Genomic DNA, 23,336 nt, shown 5'->3' with positions numbered 1-23,336 from the left:
ACCTACCACCGCCGACGCCGTCAGGTCCGCCTCGGCCGGTTGACGCCCGTCGAATACGAGACGATCATCAACACAGCCGCCTCAGCGGCATGACACCGACACTGTCACCCGATCGTGCAGCAGTCCCTGCACCGTTGCTCGCGATGGCCTTGCTCACCGCTACTGAGCACATTGGCGTGATCTCTACGTTCCACACGACTCACCACAAGCCCGCCCACGTCGCCCGCATGGGGGCGACACTGGACGCGTTCAGCGAGGGTCGTTGGGGCTGGAACGTCGTCACCGGTTTCAGCGCCGACGAGGCAGCGCTCTTCGGCGAGGAATTCGTCGAGCACGACAAACGCTACGACATGGCCAGCGAGTTCACCGACATCGTGATCCGCCTCTGGAACGAGATCGAGCCGATCGACGTCAACGGGGACTACTACCAGGTGCGCGGCCGGATCAAGAAGCCGCGCACAATGCAGGCGCCGACGCCCCTCCTCGTGAGTGCGGGCGCGTCTCCGGCTGGGACGGCGTTCGCCGCCAGGTTCTGTGACCAGCTCGTGACGCTCGCGTCCGACGAGGAGGCGCTGCGCGCCGTCGACGCCCGGCTTTCGGAGGCGACCGCCGCGACGGGCCGGACCGTCGCCACCTGTCCGTTCGCGATCGCACTGGTTCGCGACGAGGAGGGGCGAGCAGAGGAAGAGTGGGAACGGCTGCGTGCGTCGATTAATCCGGAGGCCACGAGGGAGATCGCCGCCGATGTGCTCGGTTCCATCGAGTCCTCTCGCGCTCAGTATGCGAAGATGGGCGACGAGCAGGCCACAATGGCCTTCGGTGGTGCTGGCTCCATGCTCAAGCTGATCGGCACCCCCGATCAGGTGGCCGAGAAACTCGTCTCCATCAAGAAGAACACAGCGGCGTCGAACATCCTGATCAACTTCCCACTGTGGAGCGCGCAGGAGATCGAGGGCTTCGCCCCGGTCGTCGACCGCCTCCGCGACGCCGGAATCTGGACACCTCCCGCGGCCCGCGACTACTCGTGGTGATGACATCGGAACGGTGAGCGGTCACCAGGATTGCGGACATAGTCAGACAGCCCGCGACCTGGTGACGCACGCCGCGCGAGTCGTCCAGGTGGTCCGCATCATCAACCGGTGGCGACTGATTCCGCGTGACCCGGATCGTCTTGAAGCCCACGTCGTCGTCCATGTCCAGGACGTTCGTGTACTTGTGGTGCACGTAGTTGTGGGTGTGCTTCCACAGGCGCGACGTGCCCGCGTGGTCCCACTCCCACGTCGTCGAATGCACCTCGGGATCGTTCATCCAATCCCACTGCCCGTGCATGACGTTGTGCCCGAGCTCCATGTTCTCGATGATCTTCGCAACGCCGAGGGTGGCCGCGGAACCCCACCAGAAGCCCCGCTTGTGCGCCCCCAGCAGCATCAGCCGGCCCGCTACCTCGAGCCCGCGCTGAGCGGCGATGGTGCGCTGCAGGTACTGCACGTCGGTCTCGCCGCGCACGGCCTCGATGTCGCGCCGGATCGCATCCAACTCCGCGCCGAGCGTTTCGACGTCGGCCTCCGTGAGGTGCGCGTACTCGGGGACCACCTCGCTACAAGACACGGTGACCCTCGCGGTCGACGAATTCATCGCACGCATGCACGAGGTCGAGGGATACAGCTCGGCGCTCCAAGCAGCGGAGACCAATCAACAGCGCCGAGCAGGCATCCCTGCGGTCGTGCCGGTATCCCCGGCATCTCCCGACGAGCGCGAACCTCCCCCCGAATGACCCTCTCAGGGCAGCTCAGTGCGACGCTCGACGGATCGGGACTGGGGCGCGAGGCCGGCAGACGTGGGGGATAGACCCATTCGGCGGCCAGTGAGCGAGGCCCATGCCCTGGTGCGCACAGTGATCGGCGGCCCCTGGACGCGGGCGGTCCGGACCAGGTGCGTCACAGTGGCCCGGCTGGATGTCGCCCGCAGCGGCCGCCGGGGGTCGGTGTGGGGCCGCCGCAGAACGTGCACCTGTTCTCGGATTCCTCTTCCGCCCAGTCGATACGCGCGTATGCCGCGTCGGCGACCGAGTCGGGCGTGTGGTCTGGCAGGTTGATGTAGAGGCGGAGCCCGTGGTGCTTCTCCTTGATCGCGGTCACTGTGTACTGCGGTTCGAGTTCGACAAGGTCCTGGTGGAGTTGCATGACGAGCGCGCACCAACCGGAGGGAATTCGAACTCGCGGGCGCCCCGGGAGGGTGTCGGCGAGTTCATCGGCGGCGGGTTGAGCCGCTGAGATCTGCGTGATGGGTGCTGACCGCACCACGTGACGGCGCTGCCAAGGGTCTGAACGTAAAGAGCACTGGAGTACGAACTGATCACCTACGCGGGGCCACTCAATAACCTCGCTGATCAGATAGTGGGTCGGGTGGTCGTCGAAACCGCGTTGAGTGTCCGGCCACGGTAGTGGCCGCCGTTCGTGTGTTCCCGCGTCCAGATCGAGGATGTGGATTGCGTCCTCGGTGTGGATCTTCCAGCGGCCTGTGCCTGAAGGGACGAGTTCGTTCATGTGCTTAGCCCCTCTCGTTGGAGACAAACGTGCGATCGGCGAGAATCCTCGGATCCTCATGGGGTCGCCTGAGCGTGGCAGACCGGGCGGGATTGGTCGACTTGCGGGGATCGAGTCGGGCTACGCGTCCGGATCGGTTCGGCGCCCTATTGCGTCGGAGAGAAGTTCGAGCTCGTTCATCACGTCCACTGCCGCCCAAACGCGGTCGCGTTTGGATTCGGAGATGACCTCGAGGATCCCGGCGTTGGTGAGCTTGTTCAGGGCTCGGTAGGTGGCTGTATCTGATGAGCCGGTGATCTCTTGCGCCGTGTCGGCGGCGAGTACGGGGCGTGCGAGTAGTGCGTCGATGAGCGACTCCTCCGACGAGCCGGATCGCGGGTTCGCGAGGGTGCGCCAGTATGCGGGCATCTGCTCGAGTTGGTCGGCGGCTTTGTCGGCTGTAGCGCAGGCCAGCATCGCAGCGTCTGCTACGTAGGTGACGAACGCTGCAGCATCGCCTCGGCGATACGCGCCGAGTGTGGCGAAGTAGGTGTCGGTGTCGGCGAGCATCACGGAGGCGAGGGGGACGGTGATCTTCCGGGTGAGGCCGCGCCGCCGGAGGATTGCGCTGATCAGTGCGCGGCCGATGCGGCCGTTGCCGTCGGTGTGGGGGTGGATGCTCTCGAACTGTGCGTGAGCGATCGCCGCCTGCGCGACGACGGGTACGTCGGTTCGCGCGACGAAGGCGATCAGGTCATCGATGAGGCCGAGCACCAGCTCCGGAGGTGGTGGCACGAACAGTGCGCCGCGCGGTGTGTAGTCGGACCCGCCGATCCAGTTCTGGACCGTGCGGAAGGTTCCGGCCGTGCGTGCCTCGGCGACGTTGCCTTCCATCAGCTGGCGGTGAGCGCTGAGCAGGTCGGCGGCGGTGATCGTTCCGGTGTCCGCTGCAGCGATCATCGTCGCGAGTGCCTGCACGGCCGCGAGCTGTGACTTCGCCTCGCTACCTGCTTTGACGCCGGCGATGGCGAGCCCGAGCTGTCGCCAGCCGGCGTTGACGTGCTCGATCTTGGATGAGGCCACGGATTCGCTTCGCTTCGCAGGAGGAAGTCACCGAGCGGAGCGAGCGCCTCTCCTCGGCCGACATCGAGCCGCGTAATCGCGATGGTCGCGTTTTCGCAGGCCAGCAGTACGGCGGAGTCTGCCGCGAAAGTCTCAGCGGCGATGAGCGGAGGTATCGCGGTGGTGACCTGCGTGAACAGGCGATCCTCACGATTGCCTGCGCGGTTCGCTGAGACCCATGGTCGAACCTCGAAGCTGTGCGCCGGCCACATGGGTAGCCCCTCCCGTGGTGTCTTCAGTTGGGCAAAGTTGACTACGGCCAGCTGTGTCGAATGTTAGTACAGTGAAGCTGGATTAATGCAGGTCAGAGGTCACGAACTGCGTTGCGTGCGGCGGTCCGCTGGACCGTGAGGGCGGTTCTAAGGTTGACGCGACCGAGTCGTGGCGAACTTTGAGGAGGTCAAGTGGGGCTACGGGGCTTCTTGCTCCCAGATGTCGTCGCCTCGATGGTTTGCGTCGAGTTTGACGACACGCCCTAGGCTCGCACGGGACTTATGTGATGCCTGTCACAAGATCTTTTGTGGGGCCAATTGCGAATCATCCCATCGGCACTCATGCCGCCTGGCCTGCCGACATGAAACTTGTGTGACTGCAGTTGTTACCACCCATGACAAGGATTTCTGAAAAGTCGATCTTCGCGGTCAGAAGTGCTGTGATTGGCAGGTCAGTTTAGGCGCGGAGCTCGAAGTACTGTTTGTTCCGCGCGCCCGGGGAGATCCGGGAGCACCCGGGAGAAGGTTTGTATGGCTATCCAGCGCGAGAAGGCCAAGCGTGTCCGGGTGGAACTGCAGCTGGACCCCGATGTCGCTGAGCGGCTTCGGTCGATTGCTGCAGATGAGCAACGGAATGTCTCGGTCGTGGCGCAGCGGCTACTAGTGGCGGCCATCGATGCCGATGAGCGGGAGAAGGAGTGATCAGCAGGAAGAGATAGTGCGGTAGCGACATGCGCCACAGGCGCTGACATACCGGAAGCCCCGGGCTGGTACCCCAGGGCCTCCGGAGCGGACTGGATCCGCAGATGATCACATTTTCGATCCTCATAAGGAGGACCATGTTTATTTCAACGTACCCAGGTACGACTGTCAAGCGCTGCGCGCGGTGTGTCGGGTGGGTGATGCCCTGATGGTTCGCTACAAGGCGCACCGCGCGCAGCTGGCGCTGCCCGGTATTGCACCAGAGCCGGACGACCTGCCCGATTCGGTAGTCGGACCGCGCACCATCGGTCGATTCACCGGAGACCCGCGGGGATGGGTGCCCGCCGGACAGGAGGAGAGGTTCGAGCGGCTGTCGAAGGCGACGAGCACGGTGGGGAACCCGGATCTCCGGGAGTCGGCAGCGAGGATTGGCGCTGCCCTGGTGTGTCGGCTCAAGGAGGGTACTGAGGCGAACGATATGTCGCATGTCCAGCACGTCATCAGGTTCATCGCTGGGTATGTCGAGCCGCCTCTGCCGATCGACGTCCAGTCAGTGTTCCGTCGGTCAGTGGTGGACGGATATATCAATCACCTGATCGCAACGGGACGCGAGCGGGGCGCCCGGCAGAACCAGTATCTCTACTACGCAGTCGGCCGGCTGGTCCATCCCCGTGAGTACCCGTTGTCAAGGGCGGCGAGCAAGAAGCCGAAACGCCGTACTGCGGCACCGGCGAGCGACACGTTGATCGCGGACTGGTATCGCACCGCCGCATCCCTGTCGGGCGAACAACAGCGGCGCGCGTACGTGAGCCTGGATCTGGCCCTTGGTGCGGGGGTTCGTCAGGGTGAGCTGTCGCGAGTTCGGGGCACGTCGATTTCGTCGACGACCTACTTCGGCCGTGAGCATGCTGTGGTGACCCTTCCCAACCGTGCGGGCGGAGTGCGCCATGTACCTGTGGTTGACGTCGCGCGTTCGGAACGAATCTTGCAGCGTGCCAAAGAGGTGGGTGACGCGAGCATGATGACTCCCGGCATCGGTCCCACGGACCGCAACTTCGGCAATCGTCTCAACGAGTACCTTCGCAGGCACGGGCACACGTCGATCGACTTGCTCGCTGCACGGGAGCGATGGATACACGACCTCGCGAAGACGGTCCCAGCGTGCCTCATGGTCCAACTCGCCGACGTGAGCACGTTCGCATCGATCAAGGACCACCGGCCGTCGTTTCCGATCTACGGTATCCGCGCCACGTTGGTCGCTCTCGATGGACGGGGGGTGCCAGCGTGATCAGCACCTTCCGTCCTACGCTCACGGTGTCGGAGTCGCTGTTCGCCGAGGCGGTCGGAGTGATCGATCGATCCGGCGCTGACCGTCTGATCGATGAGATCCATCAGCAGTCGGTTGGGCCCGGAGGTCGACGAGCTGCCGGAGTCCGGTACACGATTCGAGCAGTGCTGGTATCGGCACTGCTATGCGTGATGCTCAAACGTCCTCCCACGGTTGCTGGCATTCTCCAATTGATCAGTGACTTCACCCCGAAGCAGCTGGCTGAAGTCGGCATGGACGGGCAGGATCTCGATCCTGTTCGGACCAGTTCGCGTACCGAGTACGCCCGGCTCCATGCATTCCTCGCCAGGAGGCTGGCGCCGATCGACCCCGACCCGGACTTGCCAGCACGGCGCATCACCAACGAAGAGCATCAGCAGATCGTCCGCAGGCGGAGTCGCGAACAGAAACAGGCATCGCATCACGCAGCCGAGCTGCTCTCGAAGGTGGCCAACAGCCTGGTGGCTGGCTCAGTCCTGGACCGCGCACCCGAGGGATGCGCAGGCGATCTCGTCGTGGACGAGTCGATCTTCGACCTCGCCACGAACATGACCGGCCTGGGCGTCGCGAGCGATAAGCGGCGTGGTGCCACTCCTTTCGCCAAGCCGTATGGGCGTGACCGCAGTAACAAGGTCCGCACCGACGGTCAGAAGGCTGCTCTCACGAAGAGCGGAGTAGGTATTGGCCTCACAGCGCTCACGCGGATCGGTGAACCCAACCGTATGCACGGCGTAGCTCCCGTCATCATCGGCATCGACGTACACCCCCCGACATCCGGGGACGCTGGCGCGGTCCTCCGGGCGCTGGCACATGCGAAGGAGAACGGACTGACTGCGCGCAAGGACGGCACCCGAACGCGCTGGCCCTATCTCACCGTCGACATGGGATACAACTCCAAGCGAGGCTTCGCCGACTCGATGGTGCGCGAACAGTACGCATACGTGGGGCGGTACCCAAAGCACTGGATCATGATTCATGACAGCCTGCCCGCCACTGAAGGCGGCCGGAAACCCGGGCCAATCATGGTCGCAGGGGACTTTTACTGCCCTGCGATAACCGACATTGCAGAGAAGGTCACGGTGCCGCCAGGGCGAGAGATGTTGGCGTCGAAGCCGCCCGGATTCGCAGACCACGACCGCCGCCTGCAACGGACTCTCCCGCTTCTCATGGGAAGGAACTCGCGGCCAGTTCACGGTGTGATGCAGCGGGGCCAGCCGTCCGACATTCGCCCGAAAGCGCCCGAGCTCGTCAAGACGCAGCTCGTTTGCCCGGCGGCGTTCGGCCGCGTTCGTTGTCCGCTCCGACCGGAGTCGATGGATATCCACGGAGATGTCCCCACGCTCGAACCAACGTGGACAGCGGACCAGTACTCGTGCTGCGACAGCCCAGCAATAACCGTCGGGCTGTCTCCGGATCAGCTCAGGATGGCCCAGTTCGGGCTAACACCAGGTTCGTGGGAGCACATGGTCTACTTCGAAGCCGCTCGAGCGCTCACCGAGCAAAGGTTCAGCATCCTCAAGTCGAGATCGGTAACCGGACTCTCAGACCTGACGTCGGGGCCGCGACGACAACCGATGATCGCGATCACACTCGCACTCGCAGTCGTAGTGGCCAACCTCTCGGCGCAGCGAAGCCACGCTGAGAGACGACCGCGCGGCGAGTCCATCAACCGCCGGATGCGACAACTCCAGGCAGACCTCGGATACCCACCGACCAGAACACCACCGCGCACGTAGATAGTTACCTGAGTGGCCGGCCCAACCAAGTTGGGCCGGCCACTCGTCGTATGACCGTAGACAAAGTAATCGTGGGAAATCTGACCCCCACCAGAAGGCAAGGAGCCAGCTCGCCCGCTCCCGCGCGAAGGGCCAACCGCACCACCGCGACCGCGGGTCGAACTCGCGGCCCCCAAGATGCCCCACAGCTCCCGCTACAGGTACTCCAGGTCGGAGTCCGGCCGCGAAGTAATCGTTGGAATTTCGGCACTTAATCGTTGGAAATCCATCCCGGAATGTGCGATTCACGTGCATTCGAGAACCGCTCACCACATGCAGTTCCATGAGCTGCAGCAAACCCGAGGCCATGAACTCGAAAGAGTTCATGGCCTCGGGTTTTTGGTATCCGAGGTCCTGTGACGGCGCAACAGGCGATACGTGTTACCACCGCGTCGAGCCTCGGGCCGCCGCGCGTGGCAGCCGGCCGGACTATCGAACGCTGCTATTGCTGGGGATTCCTGGGCCCGCGATCAGCCGATCTGGCACACCCAGCTCTGCGTGTCCTCGGAGTAGATGTACTTGCCGGATTCGCCCATCCCAGTGGTGCAGGGCTGATTTCCCGGGTCGTCGTCGCGCGGTGCGGTCGCGGCGGGGGGCTGCGTGGTCGTCCGCGTCGCCGTGGGCGCCGGGGTGTCGCCGCCGCCGTGGTTCGGGTTGGTGCACACCGTGCCCTCGCACGGCACGTAGTTCCCACTCCCGTCCGGGCTCAGAATCGCGTTCGGCCCCACGTAGCTCCCCGACGGGCACGCGGGATCCTGGTTCTTCGCGCAGTACCCCTTGGTCAGGCCGTTACCGGTAGATCCGTCGGCGCCGCGGGGCCCGCCGTTGACGGGATTGCCGTTGCGGTCCCAGCTTCCGGTGGGGACGGCGTGCGTGGTCGTCTGGTGCGGCACGGTCGTCGGCCGAGCGGCGGGGTTTCCGGGGTTGCCCGGTGTCCGGTCGCCCGTGGCCGGGTGGGCCGGGGACGCGCTGGCCGCGTGGGTCGACGAGGACGTACTGGGCGCCGCAGGCGTGGGGTCGTCGCCGCAACCGGCGAGCGTGAGCAGAGCGGCGACCGCGGCCACCGCCGAGAGGATGGTGTTGCGCATGGAGGTTCTCCTTACGGGTAGACAGTTGGAGCTGTGGAAGTCGGTGAGCTACGGGGCGGTGGCTACGACCGATCGGGGGCCGTGCTCGGCGATCGTCGCGATGGCGGACTCGACGGTGGGCCACCACGCGTTTCGCACATCGATGACCTCGCCGTGGCCGGTCGCGGGGATCTCGATCGTCGCGCCGACCCCGCCCCGAGCCCGCAGAGCGGTGATGAACTCGACCGCCTCACGCGGCGGTACTACGGCGTCGTCCGTGCCGGTGACGGCCACCACGGGCACCTTCGGATTGATCCGCTCAAGGGGATCGACGAGGCGATACCGGTCCGGCACCTGTTCGGGGGTGCCGCCGAGCACCTTCAGGACGTGGTCGTTCTTCGTCAGTGACAGTCGCATGTCCAGTACGCCGGCGAGCGAGACCACGGCGTGGGGCACGACGACGGGCCGGGCGCCCGGCGCACCGTCGGGCAAGGTCGCACGCCCGGCCGTCCACGCCGCGAGCTGTCCGCCGGCGGAGTGCCCGACCACGGTCACGCGCGCGGTATCGATCTCAGGGAAGGTCCGTCCGAGGACCGCGAGGTGGTCGACGGCGGCGGCCACGTCGGTGAACGTCGTCGGCCAGCCGCCCCCGTCCTCGACCCGCCGGTAGTTGATGTTCCACACCACGAACCCTCGGGCCGCGAGGAGCTCCGCGGCCGGTCGCGTGTACTCGGCGGTGGCGCCCTTGAGCCAGCCACCGCCGTGGATCATCACGATCGTTCCCCGGTGGGCCTGGGCGCTCACCGGCCGCACCAACCAGCCCGCGGTACTGTCGCCCGCGCCGGACACGTCGAGATAGGAGTGCTTGGTGACCGCAAACGCCGGGCGATCCTCGCCCCCGCCGGACCTTCCGAGGCCGACCACCGCCACCACCGCCGCAACGCAGACCATCGCGACGAGCGCTGCCGCTACAAGAGCACGGCGCCTCGGCACACGTGTGCTGAATCCGGGCAAGGGCACTCCGATTTGTTCGCGAGAGGATATATCCGACTATTTGTTGAAGCGTATCGAGGCGGATGCACAATCCGTCGACCACAGCGCCGGCTTGATTTCGCAAATGTGTAATACTTACGCGAACTAGTAACGTGAATTCCGTTCCAGCCGCGAGTGCCGCATCCTCCGCGACTACGCTGACGGGATGGTGGGCGCAGTGCAGGTGACATTCGTACGCCAGGAGTTGGCGGCATCGGTCGAGTGGAGCGTCGATTCTGCTGACCACGAGGTCCGAGTGTGGCGCCGAGGCACCGCGGCCGCCAAGGAGTACGAGTTCGCATCCGGGGCATCGGGCAGGATCTCCTCCCACGCCGCCAATGTCTGGGTGATTCCGGCCGGAGACTCCTCGGTTGCCGTCGCACGCGATGTCGCGTGCGACTTCGCCCGGATCACGCTCTCTGCACACGTGTTTCGCAATACCTCACTGCGGGCCTCTGCTGGGAAGCCCGACCGCCTCCTCCACCACCTGGTGGAACGGATCGCGAGCACGACCGCCCGCACGGATCTGACGGGCAGACTCCTGCACGAGTCGCTCGTCTCATCGGCTCGTCTGCACATCCTCGATCTCTACGGCGAACGCCCAGTCGAGGCGCGGTCCCCCGGCTCTCCATTGCGGCCTGAAATTGAAGACCGCGTACTGGAGCGGCTTCACACCGATGACATGGGAATCACGCTGAGTTCTCTCGCAGATATCGCGGAAATGACACCCGATGAATTCGGTCGGGCGTTCGCGCGCAGTTTCCATACGACTCCGCACCAATACGTCATGAATCGTCGCCTCGAAAAGGCCCGGCGACTGCTCGCCAACACCACGATGCCCATTGCGGACATCGGAGCCGCCACCGGGTTCTCCAGCGGCAGCCACTTCGCCACGACCTTCAAACGGCACGTGGGCACGACCCCGTCGAGGTACCGCTCCCAATCCTGAGGCGCCCGATTCCGAGGCGGACGTGTCCTCGAGAGTCGAGCGCCCGACGGTGCCGCCACCGCGCAGACGTGATCGCATTCATCGCTCAATGGATGTATGAAAACGGTCGCTTGAAATAGTGTGAAAGCGGGCGGAAAGGGGTGATAGTGCTGCGGTCATTTCCCTGAGATCTTCGGGTGCGTTTATTGTTCCGCGAAGATGACGAACAATATCGCCGATGTCGTCGGCGGTCTTTTCGTTCTCTATTCCGTCGAGTATCCGGCGGGGGAGTACCGCGGACCGTCGGATCCGGTTGTGCGTCACCGGACCGAACACGCCTCACGGAAGGTGCACCCATGGCAACCTCGAGCACGGAGCCCACATCGAGTGACGACTCCGCCGTCGCGGACGGCGAAACCGCTTCGACACCTGCGCCTTCCGGATACGCCGTCGGTGAGTCCGTGACTGTGTTCGCGGGCAGTCACCGCGAGGCCGCGGGAACGATCGTCGAGGACTTCGGCGAGTTCACGCCCGTCGCCACCGAGTACGACGGCGAGCGGATCGCCGGGCCCGCCCGACGGTGGGCCGTGCTCAGCGACGCGGGAGACCTCGTCTTCGCCGACACCGACGACCTCAGCGCAGGTGGGGCGGACCCCGCCTGAGCGGCGCTTCGTCGACCTCGCGGGGCGGCACCGACCCGCGCCGCGCGATGATAGAAATCAGCCCTTGACATATCACTAGCGGCACGACAGACTTCGGAGCAAGTTCCTACACGATTGTATGAATAGCGACGGTTGGAGTCGACGATGGTGTCCCCAGGCGGCAAGACGAACACATCCACCGAACCGGTGGGCGTCGAGATCCACGCCCGTGACGTGGAGTTCGACTGGGAGAACGTGCCGCTCGAATGGATCCCCGGCGAGCCGGTGGCGAGCGACATCGTCAGCTCCGTGCTGCACGCCGTCCTCCCGGAGGGCGAGCGCTGGTTCTGCGAGGTCTACGCCGAGGCGCTGCCGTACGTGAAGGACGAGGAGTTGGCGCGCACCATGCGCGGCTTCATCGGCCAGGAGGCGATGCACGCCGAATCGCACGACCGCGCGCTCTCCGAGTACCTCCAGCGGTCCGGCATCGACACCGCGCCGATCGCCCGCCAGGCCGAATTCATCTTCCGCCGCATCCTGGCGCCGCGCCGCTACCGTTCGGACCGCGCGCAGTACAACGACATGGTCCAGCGGCTGTGGCTGATCGCGGGCATCGAGCACTACACCGCCATCCTGGGCGTCTTCGCGCTCAACAACGCCTGGGACGACTACGACGTGGACCCGACGATGGCCGACATCTGTCGCTGGCACGGGGCCGAGGAGGTCGAGCACCGGTCCGTCGCGCACGACGTGGCGAACTACTTCGACCCCAGCTACCTGCACCGCGTGCGGGCGATGCTCACCGTCGTCTTCTTCCTCGGAATCACCCTCCATCGCTGCTCGGGGTACATGCTGCGCAAGGATCCGAACTTCAGCTACACCTACCCGCGGATCTGGTGGGAGTACCTCAAGGCCTCGCACCGGAACCTGCTCCCGAAGATCCGGCAGGTCATCTGGTTCACGCTGCTCTACTTCAAGCCGAGCTTCGACCCCGGGTCCATCGGCTCCACGGCGCAGGCCGTCGCCTACCTCGCGATCTCCCCCGCCGCGCGCGGCGCCGAGCACTGACCCGCATCGGCCGGCCGTCGTACCGGGCTCAACCGACCTGGAACCAACCGGCCGAATAGCCGCCGTCCTTGCCGCGCCCGGTCATCGCGAGCTGCATCGGCGGCATCGTCATGCGATGGGTACCCCCGACCTTGTGCTCGTCCCAGGTCACGATCACGCGCAGCATGTACCGCCCGGTCCCCAGTCCGGGCAGGTCGACGGTGTCGGTCGCCTCCGCCGCCGGCGGGGCGGCGGCGAGGTCCCGATAGGGCTGCGTCGAGACCATGGCGGGCAGCGGCGGCGCACCGTCGACCCGCGCCACCCGGCGGCCCGACTCCGTGACCACCTCGTAGGCGACCTTCCACCGGTCGTAGGTGGGCGCGGAGCCGCGGTTGACCCAGTGCACGGCCGCGCGCAGTCCGGACCCGGTCGCGGTGACCTGCACCCGGTCCGCCGCGTAGCGGTAGCCGGCGTACGTGGTGGCCCGCCGCCAGAGCACGTACTGCTCGTCGGTCATCCGCTCCGGGCGGCTCTGCGCCGGGAAGCCGGTGCTGGAGACCAGCGAGACGTGGCCGTTCACCACGTCCCGGAGGCCCCGCCGGTAGTAGTCGAGCACGGTGCCGCCGGACAGCAGCTGCGGCGGCCACTCGGTGATGACCGGGGCGGTGCGGAACCGTTCCGCGAGTACGCCGATCAGCGGGTCGCGCTTCTGCACGTACTCGGACCAGCGGTTCTCCGCCCAGGTGGGGAGGATCGGCAGGGCGCCCAGCGAGTCCGACCGGATGCCGACAGGGCGCCGCAGCCCGTGCAGCTCGCGGCTGTCGCGCAGCAGCAGGCCGGCGATCGCGGGGTTGCCCATGGTCGAGACGATCTGCGTGTTGGGGAAGGCCCGCAGGGTCGTGTCGACCAGCCGCTGCGCGGAGGCGTAAGTGAGGTACTGGTCGCGGTACTGGCTGTAGTAGCCGAGCTGCGCCCTGCTGTTCTCGGGCGACGGTGCCGCGATCTTCAGGCTGTCCCGCGCGAACGCCACGTGGTTCTCGCTGAAGTCGCCGTAGCCGGACATCTCGTACATCGCCACGCGTTCGTCGCGGTCGTAGCGGCGGCCCAATGCCGCGATCAGCCCGGTGAACGCGTCGAGGTACGCGGGGCTGTTCCACTCCGGCAGCACGTAGTGCACGCCGTCGGCGGTGCGGGTGCTGCTCGCGCCCGGTGTCGAGGCGAGCCAGTCCGGTGCCGTCGACACCGTCTGGCCCTTCTGCGTCGCATCGCAGCACGAGTCGAAGGCGGTGACCCGGAAGCCGAACTGGCGGCCCTGGGCCGCGGCGTCCGCGATGGCCCGGTCGAGCCGCGTGAAGTCGTAGCGGTCGGAGTCGGGCGCCCCGGCGGCGACGGTGCGCGGGTCCTTCGGCTGCAGGATCCGCCACGGGATCCGGACGCTCTCGAACCGCGTCCCCGGCCACGCCGGACGGTCCCGATTCGGCTCGCTGGCCTGGGGGAACAGGTCCGTCAGGATGTTCTCGTACTGGCCGCGCATCGGGTTGACCAGGTCCGGTCCGTCGAAGTCGACCGTGCCAGGCTCGGGCGGGGGCGAGGTGCACCCGGCGACGATCGCCAGCGTGAGGACGAGCGCGAGCACGCGCTTCGGCACGACGCCGCAGCGCGCAGCGCTCACCCCGAGGTGCCGAGGCGGCGTGCGGCCTCGCCGTCGTCGCCGTCGAACGTGGGGAGGGGGAACTCGGACTCCTCGGAGACGACCTCGACCCGGTCCCGCCAGCGCGTCATCGCGCGCTGCTCGGCGCGGCCGGTGGGGCGAGCCGGACGGGGCGGGGCGGGACGGGACGGGGCGTCGGCGTCGGCGTCGTCCGCCGGGGGGCGCGCGATCTCCAGCCGCGACACGGGGACCGGCACGGACTCGGCAGCCGGTTCGACCGGAGCCGAGGCGTCGCCGGCGGCGGGAACGACGCCGCTGAGCGGGCTCGTATCCGCGCCCTCGGCGCTGCTCGCGGCCTCGGCGGCGCGCTTGCGCCGCGCGTCGAGGACGGCCGCGACGAGCAGGCTGACCAGCAGGCCCGCGAGTGCGGCGCCGAGAGCCAGGCCGCCGGCATTGCTGAGGGCGGTACTGCTCACCTGGGCACCGGCCTGCGGCTCGGTGGTGGTGCGGAGGTCGGCGTAGACGCCGGTCGCGACGCCGGCATCCTTCTGGATGCTGCGCAGTTGATCGCGCATGAAGGCGATCAGCGCCTCCGCGCCGGCTTTGGCCGCCTGCGGATCCGTCGCGGGCATCTTGATCGTGATCTGGGGGGAGAGCTGGGAGAAGCTGGAATCACCCGCGACCGAGGCGATCGTGTAGTCCGGCGACGCCCCCGTTCGCTTCACCAGCTCCTTGGCCTGCACCGACTGCGCGGAACTGGCCAGTACCCACGCCAGCTGGGTGGTGCTGCCGGAGAGGTTGGTGAAGGGGTTGAGCATCGCGTCCGACGCGCCCGGCACCGAGGGAATCGACGGCGGGATCACGAGTACGGCCGCCTCGGTCTCGTACTGCACCGTCGCTGAGCGGTAACCGACCAGGCCGCCGGCGACGGCGCAGGCGAGCACCACGACGATGACGAGCGGCTTCGTGAGCACCCAGCGGAGGAACGCTGCGACATTCATCCGTGCGACCCCGTTCCGTTCCCGGTGAGCGGCGACGCCCAACCGAATGATGTGTGTGGTTGCATTCCCAGCAATCCGTCGCTTCACCTTACTATGACTTGGTGAGCATCATGGAACGGTCGTCGGCGTGAGCACGCGCAGCGCGATGCTGCTCGACGACGAACGGGTCGTCTGCGTCACCGGCGCGGACGTTCTCGACCGGATCCGGCTACGGATCGCGCAGGGCGGTGCCCGGCCGCTGGCGGTGTGCTCGGTCAACGTCGATCACCTGCATCATTTCGGGCGCGGGCGGCGCCGCCTCGGACGGCGGGTCGAGTGGCTCTCGGTGGCCGACGGTGCCCCGGTCGCCGGTCGCGGTGCGCTCGCCACGGGGCATCCGTGGCCCCGCGTCACCGGTGCGGACCTGCTGCCCGCGGTGCTCGCGCTCGCGGCGGAGCACGGCTGGCGGATCGGATTCGTCGGCGGCACCCCCGCCATGCACGCGCGGCTCGCCCCGGTGCTCGCCGAGCGGTATCCGGCGCTGACGGTGGCCGGCCTCTGGGCGCCCGAGCGGGCCGAGCTCGACGACCCGGCGGCGGCCGCCCGCTTGGAGCACGAGATCCGTTCGGCCGCACCGACGGTGCTCATCGTGGGCCTGGGTAAGCCCCGGCAGGAACAGTGGATCGACGAGGCCGGGCCCGGGACCGGAGCGCAGGTGCTGCTGCCCTTCGGCGCGGCCGCGGACTTCCTCGCGGGCACCGTGTCGCGGGCACCGTCGGCCTGGCAGCGCGCGGGCGCCGAATGGCTGTACCGGCTCCTGCAGGAGCCGCGCCGGCTGGGGCGCCGCTACCTGCTGCAGGGGCCGAGGGCCGCGCTTCGTCTGCGCCGGGTCCGCCTGGACCGCGTCACATGGCCCGAAGCATCTCGGCCAGGTGAGTTGCCATGACCTCCGTCGTGAACCGCTCGCGCGCGGTGGCGGCGGCGCGGCGGCCCATCTCGATGCGCATGTCCTCGTCGAGCAGCAGCGTGCGGATCGCGCCCGCCATCGCGTCGGCGTCGCCGGGCGGTACGAGCAGGCCCGTCACGCCGTGCTGAACGTAATCGGAGACGCCGGGGTTGTCGGTGACCACCAGCGGCCGCCCGCTCGCCATCGCCTCGAGCACGACCGTCAGACCCGAGCCGGTCACCGTCGGATGCAGGGCGATCGCCACGACCGCGGCGCGACGGTACAACTCGCGGATGCGGCCGTTGAGCCGCTCGGTGTGTACCGTGACCAGGCCCTCGGGCGCGTTCACGGGCAGGCTGGACGCGAGCTCGAGTGCGGTGTCCGGCACCGTCCGGCGGACCTGCTCGACCGCCGCGACCAGCGTCGGATGGTCCCGGAAGCGATCCTCACCCGCGCTCATCACCGTGAACCCGGTATCCGGGGCCGGCTGCTCGGTGTAGAAATCGGTATCGATCCCCAGGGGGATGAAATGCAGGCGCTCCGGCGCGATCTTCCACTCGCTCCCGATGACGGGCAGGACCGCGGAGCACTGCGCCCACACCGCGGACGCCCGCGGGAGGGCGCGGGCGGCGAGCGCGCCGTGCGCGCGTCCGGCGGCCGTGCGGGTGGTCAGCCAGCCGATGCCCGCGGCCACCGGCGCGCTGCCCCGCAGCAGCGCGGGGACGCCGGTGCGCTCGTCGTAGGCGAGGACCGCATCGGCGTCGGCGAGCGAGGGCGCGCCGATGAGCTCGTAGCCGTCGGTGCGGTGCCGCACGGACCGCGCCACCCGCTGCAGCAGTCGGGACCGCTCGCCCAGTTCCGACGGTGCGAAGCGCACGTCGAGGCCGTGATCGGCCAGCCGATGGAGGCCGTACGGTGAGCGATCCGGAACCTCCCCAGCCCGGTGCCGGCCGGCCCAATCAGCCGGCGACAGCCCCCCCGCCAGCGGAACCACTACTCGCATCCGAATCTCCTCACGGCGATGAGATTAACGCCGAGGCCGAACCCACATTGCGTGGGCGTGCCTCGGGCGGCCGGATCGCCCGCGCGTTCAGCATGCAATTCGTGGCGCGGATCGTCGGGCTGGTGGCGTCGATCGGCACCGTCGCCCTGACGACCCGCTCGCTCGGGCCCGGGCCCTACGGGCAGCTCTCCGCGGCGATCATGTTCATCGGCCTGTGGAGCAGCCTGACCGAGCTCGGCATCGGCGCGGTCATCGTGCGCCGGGTCACGGGCGGCACCGGCGACCTGTCGCGCCTGGTGCGCGTCAATGCGGGCTTCTCCCTGACCTACTGCGTGCCGCTCGGGGCGGCGGCGTCGCTGTCCGGCTGGCTCCTCTACCGCGACGATCCGCTGGTCGTGGGGATGATCGCGATCATCAGCGGCAGCCTCGTGCTCACCACGCTGAGCAGCTGCGTGCAGCCGGTGTTCGTCACCGACGTGCGCTTCGGGGCGATCGCGCTGTCGGATCTGCTGGGCCGCCTCCTGTCGTTCGGGCTGACCTTCGTGCTCGTGCACGTCGGCGCCGACCTGTACTGGTACGCGCTCGTGCAGTTGGTCCCGCCGCTGGTGGTGCTGCTGATCCAGGGCGGCGTCGCGCGCCGCATCATCGACCTGCGACCGATCTTCTCGCTCCGCGAGAGCTGGGAACTGGTGCGCGAGAGCCTGCCGCAGACCGGTGTCCTGGTGATCGCCGCGCTGTACTGGCGCTCGGACGGCGTCCTGCTCTCCGTGCTGAGCTCCAGTGAGGAGACGGGCGCCTACAACCTCGCGTACACGGTGGCCTTCAACGCGACGGTGATCTCCACGGTGTTCCTGGCGTCCACGCTCTCGACGATGACGAACCTGTTCGCGACCGACCGGGACCGGTTCGCGCGGTTCACGGTGCGCAGCATCCAGCTCATGCTGTTCGTCGCGGTGCCGCTGGCGGTGGCGGGCGCGTTACTCGCGCCCGAGCTGGTCCGGCTGCTCGGCTCGGAGGACTTCGTCGCGGCGGGCGGGAGCACGCTGGGCCTGCTGTTCGTGGCCGTCGCGATCCGCCTGGTCACCGGCACCCTGAGCCAGGGGCTGTTCGCCGCGCACGACCAGGTCTTCCTGCTGCGGCTCAACATCGTGAGCCTGCTGCTCAACATCGGCCTGAACCTCGTGCTGATCCCGCAGTTCGGCGCGAAGGGCGCCGCGGCATCCCTGGTGGCGAGCGAATTGTTCGGCCTGGCCGTCGCGACCCGCCGGCTGGCCGGCCGGACCCCGTACCGCACTCCGTGGCGGTTCCTGGTGGAATTGATCCCCGCCGTCGGCGCGGCCGCGGCGGTCTGCGTCGTCGGGCACGCCCTGCCGGTCCTGCTGACCGGCGCCCTCGCCGCGCTGGCGTACCTGGCCGTGAACCTGGTGCTCGGGCCCGTGCGGCTGCGCGATGCCCGCGGCCTGCTCAGCTCCGAGGAAGGAAGCTCGCAATGACCGCCGAACGCCCCCAGCTCGCGGGCGGGCTCCGGCTCGCCCCGCCGCCGCGGGACGGGACCGCCCGGGAGCTCGCCGTCCTGATCGTGGCCTACCGCGTCCCCGCGGACGTCGCCGCGTGCCTCGGCGCGGTCGCCACGCACCTGCCCGGCGCGCCGGTCCTGGTCTGGGACAACTCGGGCGCCGACTACCCGGGCATGGACGAGGTGCGGGCGGCGTTCCCGGCGGTCTCCTGGCACGGCGACGGTCGCAACCTCGGCTTCGCCGCGGGGGTGAACCGCCTGGCCGCGCTCGCCCAGGAGCACGACCTGCTGCTGCTCAACCCCGACGCGCTGCTGCGGGGCGGCCTGGAGGCGACCCGCGCGGCGCTGCGCCGCCCCGGGGTCGCCGCCGCGGCACCCGTCATCCACGACGGCCACGACGCGTCCGGCCGGGGCCGCACCTGGGACGTCGCGCACCGTCGACGGGGCCTCGTGCGCGGCCTGGTCTCCCGGGCCGGCTACGCGGAGGCGTTGCGGCGGACACCGTTCTCGGACCTGTACCCGGCCCCGCCCGAGCGGGTCGACGGCTACCTCACGGGCGCGTGCCTGGCGATCAGCCGCGATGCCTGGGAGGCGATCGGCCCGTTCGACGAGGAGTTCTTCCTCTACGGCGAGGAGACGGACTGGCAGCGGCGGGCGCTCGACGCGGGCTGGACACTCGAGCTGACGGGTGATGCGGGCGTGGAGCATTCGGGGCACGGCACCGTGCGCGACGACGCCGTCGCCTGGCGCCGGTCGGCCGATCTGCTGCGCGCGAACATGGCCCTGAACATCGAACACGCGGCGGGGGCCCGCGCGGCCGGCGCGTTCCTGCTGGGGGATTCGCTCCTGGATCGGGTGCAGCGCAGCAAGCGGGCGAGCCGCCGCACCGTCCCACGGGGCGGCCGGCCGAACGTGGTGTTCACCGTCAATCGGTTGGTGTTCGGGGGCGCGGAGCGGCACCACCTCGTCCTGGCGGGCGAGCTGCAGCGGCGCGGCTACTCCGTCACGGTGGTCTGCCTGCAGCGGTTCGGGCCGCTGATCGCGGAGGCGCCCGCGGGGGTGCGGGTGGTGCGCCAGCCGTGGTGGGCGCCGCTGCTCGACCTGCCGCTCGGCCCGACGGTGCTGATCAGCGGCGATACCAACACCGAGACCGGCTTCGCCACGCTGTGGCGGGCCGGGGGTCGGGACCGGACGTGGCTGGTGGGGGCGCACATCCCGCCCGAGACGGACGGGCCCACCTATTCGGCGCCGCTCGCGGCCGCGATGCGCCGCGCCGACGGATTCGTCGCCCTCTCGCCCGCCCACCGCGACCTCGTCTCCGCCCACCAGGGCGTGGCGCGGCGGTTCTTCGTGGCGCCCAACGGGGTCGCGGTCCGCTCCGAGCTCGACGGGGTGCCCGCGCGCCGTGCGGTCGGCGCCGTCCCGCGGCTGGTGATGCTGTCGCGGATCGTCGAGCACAAGAACCCCCATCTGCTGGTGGAGGCGCTGGCCGGACTGACCGAGTTCGCTTGGGAGCTCGACATCTTCGGCGACGGACCCGACCGCGAGCGGCTGGAGGCGCTCACCCCGCCCGAGCTCGCGGGCCGGGTCCGCTGGCGCGGCTGGTCGCCCGGCCCGGAGCAGGCCCTCGCCGATGCCGACCTCGTGTGCGTCCCGAGCGGGTCCGAGGCCTTCCCGATGGTGATCCTCGAGGCGATGGCGCGGCGCGTTCCCGTGGTGGCGTCCGCCGTGTGCGCCGTCCCGGACATGCTCGACGACGGTGCCGCCGGCGCACTCGTGCACGACATCACCGTCGACGGGTGGCGGGAGGCGCTGCGCGCCCTGCTGTCCCACCCGGACGAGTGGGCGGCGCTCGGGGACCGCGGTTTCGCGCGGATGCGCGAGCAGTACACGGTCGAGGCGATGGCCGACGCGTACGAGGCGGCGTTCGCCGAGGCGACGGTGCGCGCGTGACCGGCAGGCTGCTGTGGCTCTCGCCGTGGATGCGGCCGCTGGCCCGCGTGTACTGCGAGCGGCTGATCGACGCGGGCTGGGAGGTCGTGCTGGTCACCTCCGACCGGCACCCCGAATCCGACGGTGCGCGGCCCTACGAACGGGTCCTCGACCCGCGTCCCAGAACGGCCCGCACGTGGCCGGAATTCGCGCGGGAGCTGCGGCGCGCCAGAGCATTCCGGCCGGACGTGGTGGTCACCGAACTCGTGCGCGACCCGCGATGGATCGCGCTCGCGGGCACCGCGCCGCGGGTGAACCTGGTGCACGACGACCGCCCGCACGGTGCCGAGGAGGAACTGCCCGGGTGGGAGCGGCGGCTGTTCGGGCGGTGGAACGCGGCGGCCGCGTCGACGGTCGCGTTCAGCGACTTCGTGGCCGGCGAGGTGGGGGCGTCGGCCGTCGCGCCGCTCACCAGCGACCTCGACGACGCCCTGGTGCCGCCCGTCGTGCCGGCGGCGGACCGTCGGGACTTCCTGGCCGTGGGCCGGCTCTCCGCCTACAAGAACCTCGACGTGACGCTCGCGGCGTGGGAGCGACACGTGAACGGGCCCGGGTGGCGCGGTGACGAACTGGTCCTCATCGGCGACGGTCCGGACCGGGACCTCGGCAGGGCGGTGCGGTGGCGCCGCGGCCCCTACTCCTACGCCGACGTGACCGGTGATCTGGCTGCCGCCAAGGGCTCGGTGGCGCACTACCGGCGTGCCACGCAGAGCGGGGTGCAGGTGCTGGCGATGCAGCTCGGGGTCGTGCCGATCGTCTCGGACGCCGGTGCCCTGCCGGAGTTCCAGCCGCCCGGCGAGGAGCCGATCGGGGTGGACGACGTGGCGGGCCTCGCCCGCGCCTTCGACGCCCTCGCCGACCCGGTCGCCGCGGCGCGGCGCGGTGGTGCCGCCCGCGAGCACTACCGCCGGCGCTACGCCTCGACGGTGTCCGCCGCGGCGCTCGGGGCCGAACTGGAGCGGGTCATCGCCGCCGTCTGACTCCGGGAGAACCGTCTGTTGCCGTTGTGCCCGGGTGGAGGAGGCCCACCGATTCAGACCACCCGCAGGTGGCCTGCTCTGCCCGCGGCAGGCCGTGCAACGACTTGGTCGCTGCCAGCGCTCGCAGCGTGAAGCTCGACCCCGAAGGTCATGACCCTGACCTCCTCGACAGGCACATTCAAGTCCGCCGCGATGTCCTTGGCCCTGACCGTGGCGAGTACTTGCGGGAACACCCGTGACATCTCGTGAGTGGGCATTCCTCCGGGTTCTCCGCTGCGATAGCCGCGACCGGCGAGGTCGATACACATCTGGCGGTAGTGCCAGTCGCTCATCCGGCCCGTGGTGTGCAGCGCGCGGGTCAGGGCCATCGCGGAGACCTTGAGCCGGGATCGTGCTTCCAGGACCTCTCCGGCGCTGGGGTTGCGCCGCACCTGAGTGGAGAGCGCGTCGTAAGGCATCAGGAACTCACTGGCGAACTGATCCGCCTCCCGCTCCTGCTCGGCTTCATCCCCGGGAGTAGCCGGGTGCATCACCAGATGACCCAGCTCGTGCGCCACGTCGAATCGCATCCGCTCCGGCGATTTCCGTCTCGACAGGAAGATGTACGGCACGTCCCGGTACCAGCAGGAAAAGGCATCGACGTCCTCCGCCACCGACGGAAGCGTGTACACACGTACGCCCCGTGACTCCACGAGGTGCACCGCGTTCGGCAAGGGCTTCGCCCCGAGCGCCCAGTCAGACCTCACGACCCGTGCCGCCAGTGCAGGATCGGTGCCCATACGGCGAGGGACCGATACCGGGGGCAGCGTGAACCGCGCGCTGATCCACCGATCCACCTCGAACCCGATTCCGCCTGCGGCCACCGCGGCATCCCGCTGACGCGCTCCCGCCCGGCGTGCCGCACGAAAGTTCACGGTGCGCGGATCGATCCGATCCAGCGGCGCCGTGGTGAAGTAGGCCTCGGGGAACCCCAGCACACTCGAGAGCCCCGCCCCTGCCGATATCGGCGCGCCGTCGGACTCGTACCGGGTGATGCTGCGGGGTGTGATCCCGAGAGCACGTGCGAGGTCCGACTTGGTCATGCCGCGCCGAGTCCGGGCTGAGATGATCCGGTCCGGGTCGAGGAAAGGCTCAGCTGATCGGTTGGACATCGAACCCGAGGTCTCCGCCACCGATATCCTGCGGCCGCGCATCGACAGAGTCCTCCGTCAGTGGCGGAAGCACGACTCGCACCACCCACCCGGTGAACTGGCCCTGGCTGAGCCCGCTGGGCAGCGACACCTCAACCTGTACGCCTTGCTCCCCTCGGTGATACACGAGGAACCAGTCTCCATTCGGTGGGGGATCGCCCAGCGTGTACCTGTGCGCGGTGCCGGCGATTTCCGCGATGAGAAACAGTTGAGTCTGACCGGCCAACGCCTGCTCGGTGGCCGGTCCCCTGCGGCGTTGTGCCTTCGGTCCCTCCTCGGACAGCGGATCGCCGGTGGCATCGGTGCCACCCACCACCGCCACCCTGACGGTCCGCTGGGGATTCACCACGATCGGACGATTCAGCTGATCCTGCGGCTTCCAGTCCTCGCGCATCAGTTCCCGCCGCAGCGTCCCCACTGTCTCGATCCATCGGGACAGTCCCGCTCCGGTACGCGGGTACTCGGGCGCGGAGTTCTCCATCGCACGGGTCTCGCCGCGCTCGAGGGCGATGCGAATGCTGCCGATGGGGATGCCGATACGCCCGAGGTACTCCTCCGCATCGGCGGGATGAACGACCAAGGTCCGCGGAGCGGAGTCGTGCAGCGGCTGCGACATGGGCATGTCCTTACGCGTGAGAATGCTGGCTCATATTCTTGCACGAAACCAGACAACCACAAGGTAGATGGCCTATCGGGGTTG

20 protein-coding genes and 1 pseudogene are annotated in these 23,336 nt (G+C 68.6%); 11 read left to right on the top strand and 10 right to left on the bottom strand.

The genetic code is table 11. From position 1 onward, the window contains the following. The first annotated feature begins 89 nt into the window (after window positions 1–89). Complete coding sequence (locus HF999_RS19015; RefSeq protein ID WP_281347386.1) at window positions 90–1,031, top strand: LLM class flavin-dependent oxidoreductase; 942 nt, start codon at window positions 90–92, stop codon at window positions 1,029–1,031. 115 nt (window positions 1,032–1,146) lie between these two features. Here HF999_RS19015 and HF999_RS19010 read toward each other — a convergent pair. The 3 genes and pseudogenes from HF999_RS19010 to HF999_RS22680 form a co-directional block, all read right to left on the bottom strand. Further along, window positions 1,147–1,635 (bottom strand): annotated as a pseudogene (locus HF999_RS19010) (fatty acid desaturase family protein); the annotation flags it as partial. A gap of 302 nt (window positions 1,636–1,937) precedes the next feature. Beyond that, complete coding sequence (locus HF999_RS19005; protein ID WP_006368860.1) at window positions 1,938–2,546, bottom strand: hypothetical protein; 609 nt, start codon at window positions 2,544–2,546, stop codon at window positions 1,938–1,940. Between the two features lie 120 nt (window positions 2,547–2,666). Further along, complete coding sequence (locus tag HF999_RS22680) at window positions 2,667–3,608, bottom strand: Fic family protein (RefSeq protein ID WP_006368861.1); 942 nt, start codon at window positions 3,606–3,608, stop codon at window positions 2,667–2,669. A gap of 782 nt (window positions 3,609–4,390) precedes the next feature. On the opposite strand from HF999_RS22680, the gene HF999_RS18995 reads away from it, so the two are divergent. From HF999_RS18995 to HF999_RS18985, 3 genes are all read left to right on the top strand, one after another. Beyond that, window positions 4,391–4,561: a hypothetical protein gene (locus HF999_RS18995; RefSeq protein ID WP_006368863.1), complete on the top strand. Its 171-nt coding sequence runs from the start codon at window positions 4,391–4,393 to the stop codon at window positions 4,559–4,561. Between the two features lie 193 nt (window positions 4,562–4,754). Continuing rightward, complete coding sequence (locus tag HF999_RS18990; RefSeq protein ID WP_050955239.1) at window positions 4,755–5,849, top strand: site-specific integrase; 1,095 nt, start codon at window positions 4,755–4,757, stop codon at window positions 5,847–5,849. Then, window positions 5,846–7,624 carry a hypothetical protein gene (locus HF999_RS18985; RefSeq protein WP_006368865.1) on the top strand — a complete coding sequence of 593 codons (1,779 nt, stop codon included), beginning with the start codon at window positions 5,846–5,848 and terminating at the stop codon, window positions 7,622–7,624. The genes HF999_RS18990 and HF999_RS18985 overlap by 4 nt, the downstream gene beginning before the upstream one ends. A 509-nt stretch (window positions 7,625–8,133) precedes the next feature. On the opposite strand, the gene HF999_RS22675 is transcribed toward HF999_RS18985, so the two are convergent. Both HF999_RS22675 and HF999_RS18975 read right to left on the bottom strand, forming a co-directional pair. Beyond that, entirely contained in the window at window positions 8,134–8,751 is a 618-nt protein-coding gene (locus tag HF999_RS22675) for a response regulator (RefSeq protein ID WP_246208088.1), read from the bottom strand. A gap of 48 nt (window positions 8,752–8,799) precedes the next feature. After that, window positions 8,800–9,681, bottom strand: a complete 882-nt coding sequence (locus tag HF999_RS18975; RefSeq protein WP_168547391.1) for an alpha/beta hydrolase family protein — start codon at window positions 9,679–9,681, stop codon at window positions 8,800–8,802. A 247-nt stretch (window positions 9,682–9,928) separates the two neighbouring features. Between HF999_RS18975 and HF999_RS18970 the strand changes: the two genes are divergently transcribed. The 3 genes from HF999_RS18970 (at window position 9,929) to HF999_RS18960 (ending at window position 12,399) form a co-directional block, all read left to right on the top strand. After that, window positions 9,929–10,711: a helix-turn-helix transcriptional regulator gene (locus HF999_RS18970; protein ID WP_168547390.1), complete on the top strand. Its 783-nt coding sequence runs from the start codon at window positions 9,929–9,931 to the stop codon at window positions 10,709–10,711. A 440-nt stretch (window positions 10,712–11,151) separates the two neighbouring features. Beyond that, window positions 11,152–11,352, top strand: coding sequence for a hypothetical protein (locus HF999_RS18965; protein WP_168547389.1), 201 nt, complete (start codon window positions 11,152–11,154; stop codon window positions 11,350–11,352). Between the two features lie 144 nt (window positions 11,353–11,496). Then, window positions 11,497–12,399 carry a metal-dependent hydrolase gene (locus HF999_RS18960; RefSeq protein ID WP_168547388.1) on the top strand — a complete coding sequence of 301 codons (903 nt, stop codon included), beginning with the start codon at window positions 11,497–11,499 and terminating at the stop codon, window positions 12,397–12,399. A gap of 28 nt (window positions 12,400–12,427) precedes the next feature. Here HF999_RS18960 and HF999_RS18955 read toward each other — a convergent pair whose 3' ends face one another. Both HF999_RS18955 and HF999_RS18950 read right to left on the bottom strand, forming a co-directional pair. Next, entirely contained in the window at window positions 12,428–14,050 is a 1,623-nt protein-coding gene (locus HF999_RS18955; RefSeq protein WP_168547387.1) for a hypothetical protein, read from the bottom strand. Further along, a complete protein-coding gene (locus HF999_RS18950) occupies window positions 14,047–15,030 on the bottom strand; it encodes a GumC domain-containing protein (RefSeq protein ID WP_168547386.1) in 984 nt (327 codons plus the stop codon). The genes HF999_RS18955 and HF999_RS18950 overlap by 4 nt, the downstream gene beginning before the upstream one ends. Before the next feature lie 127 nt (window positions 15,031–15,157). Here HF999_RS18950 and HF999_RS18945 point away from each other — a divergent pair, with 127 nt between their 5' ends. Next, window positions 15,158–15,955 (top strand): WecB/TagA/CpsF family glycosyltransferase, encoded by a 798-nt coding sequence (locus HF999_RS18945; protein ID WP_168547385.1) that lies wholly within the window; start codon window positions 15,158–15,160, stop codon window positions 15,953–15,955. Here HF999_RS18945 and HF999_RS18940 read toward each other — a convergent pair. Then, window positions 15,915–16,958, bottom strand: a complete 1,044-nt coding sequence (locus tag HF999_RS18940) for a glycosyltransferase family 4 protein (RefSeq protein ID WP_168547384.1) — start codon at window positions 16,956–16,958, stop codon at window positions 15,915–15,917. The two genes, HF999_RS18945 and HF999_RS18940, sit on opposite strands and share 41 nt — an antisense overlap. Before the next feature lie 92 nt (window positions 16,959–17,050). Between HF999_RS18940 and HF999_RS18935 the strand changes: the two genes are divergently transcribed. From HF999_RS18935 to HF999_RS18925, 3 genes are read left to right on the top strand one after another with little or no spacing between them, the layout of a single operon-like run. After that, the gene (locus HF999_RS18935; protein ID WP_168547383.1) at window positions 17,051–18,451 is read left to right on the top strand and encodes a flippase; all 1,401 of its coding nucleotides are present in this window, start codon (window positions 17,051–17,053) and stop codon (window positions 18,449–18,451) included. Beyond that, window positions 18,448–20,427: a glycosyltransferase gene (locus HF999_RS18930; protein WP_168547382.1), complete on the top strand. Its 1,980-nt coding sequence runs from the start codon at window positions 18,448–18,450 to the stop codon at window positions 20,425–20,427. The genes HF999_RS18935 and HF999_RS18930 overlap by 4 nt, the downstream gene beginning before the upstream one ends. An 8-nt stretch (window positions 20,428–20,435) precedes the next feature. Further along, window positions 20,436–21,446, top strand: coding sequence for a glycosyltransferase family 4 protein (locus HF999_RS18925; RefSeq protein WP_168547395.1), 1,011 nt, complete (start codon window positions 20,436–20,438; stop codon window positions 21,444–21,446). Between the two features lie 53 nt (window positions 21,447–21,499). Here HF999_RS18925 and HF999_RS18920 read toward each other — a convergent pair whose 3' ends face one another. Together HF999_RS18920 and HF999_RS18915 are read right to left on the bottom strand one after the other, a co-directional pair. Continuing rightward, window positions 21,500–22,618 carry an XRE family transcriptional regulator gene (locus tag HF999_RS18920; RefSeq protein WP_168547381.1) on the bottom strand — a complete coding sequence of 373 codons (1,119 nt, stop codon included), beginning with the start codon at window positions 22,616–22,618 and terminating at the stop codon, window positions 21,500–21,502. Then, window positions 22,578–23,252 (bottom strand): hypothetical protein, encoded by a 675-nt coding sequence (locus HF999_RS18915; protein ID WP_168547380.1) that lies wholly within the window; start codon window positions 23,250–23,252, stop codon window positions 22,578–22,580. Before HF999_RS18915 ends, HF999_RS18920 begins: the two co-directional genes overlap by 41 nt. Window positions 23,253–23,336 lie beyond the last annotated feature (84 nt).

Origin of the sequence: Tsukamurella spumae (assembly GCF_012396015.1) — a bacterium.
GTDB lineage: Bacteria > Actinomycetota > Actinomycetes > Mycobacteriales > Mycobacteriaceae > Tsukamurella > Tsukamurella spumae.
The sequence above is the reverse complement of the archived record's forward strand: the minus strand, read 5'-3'. Positions and strand labels throughout refer to the sequence as shown.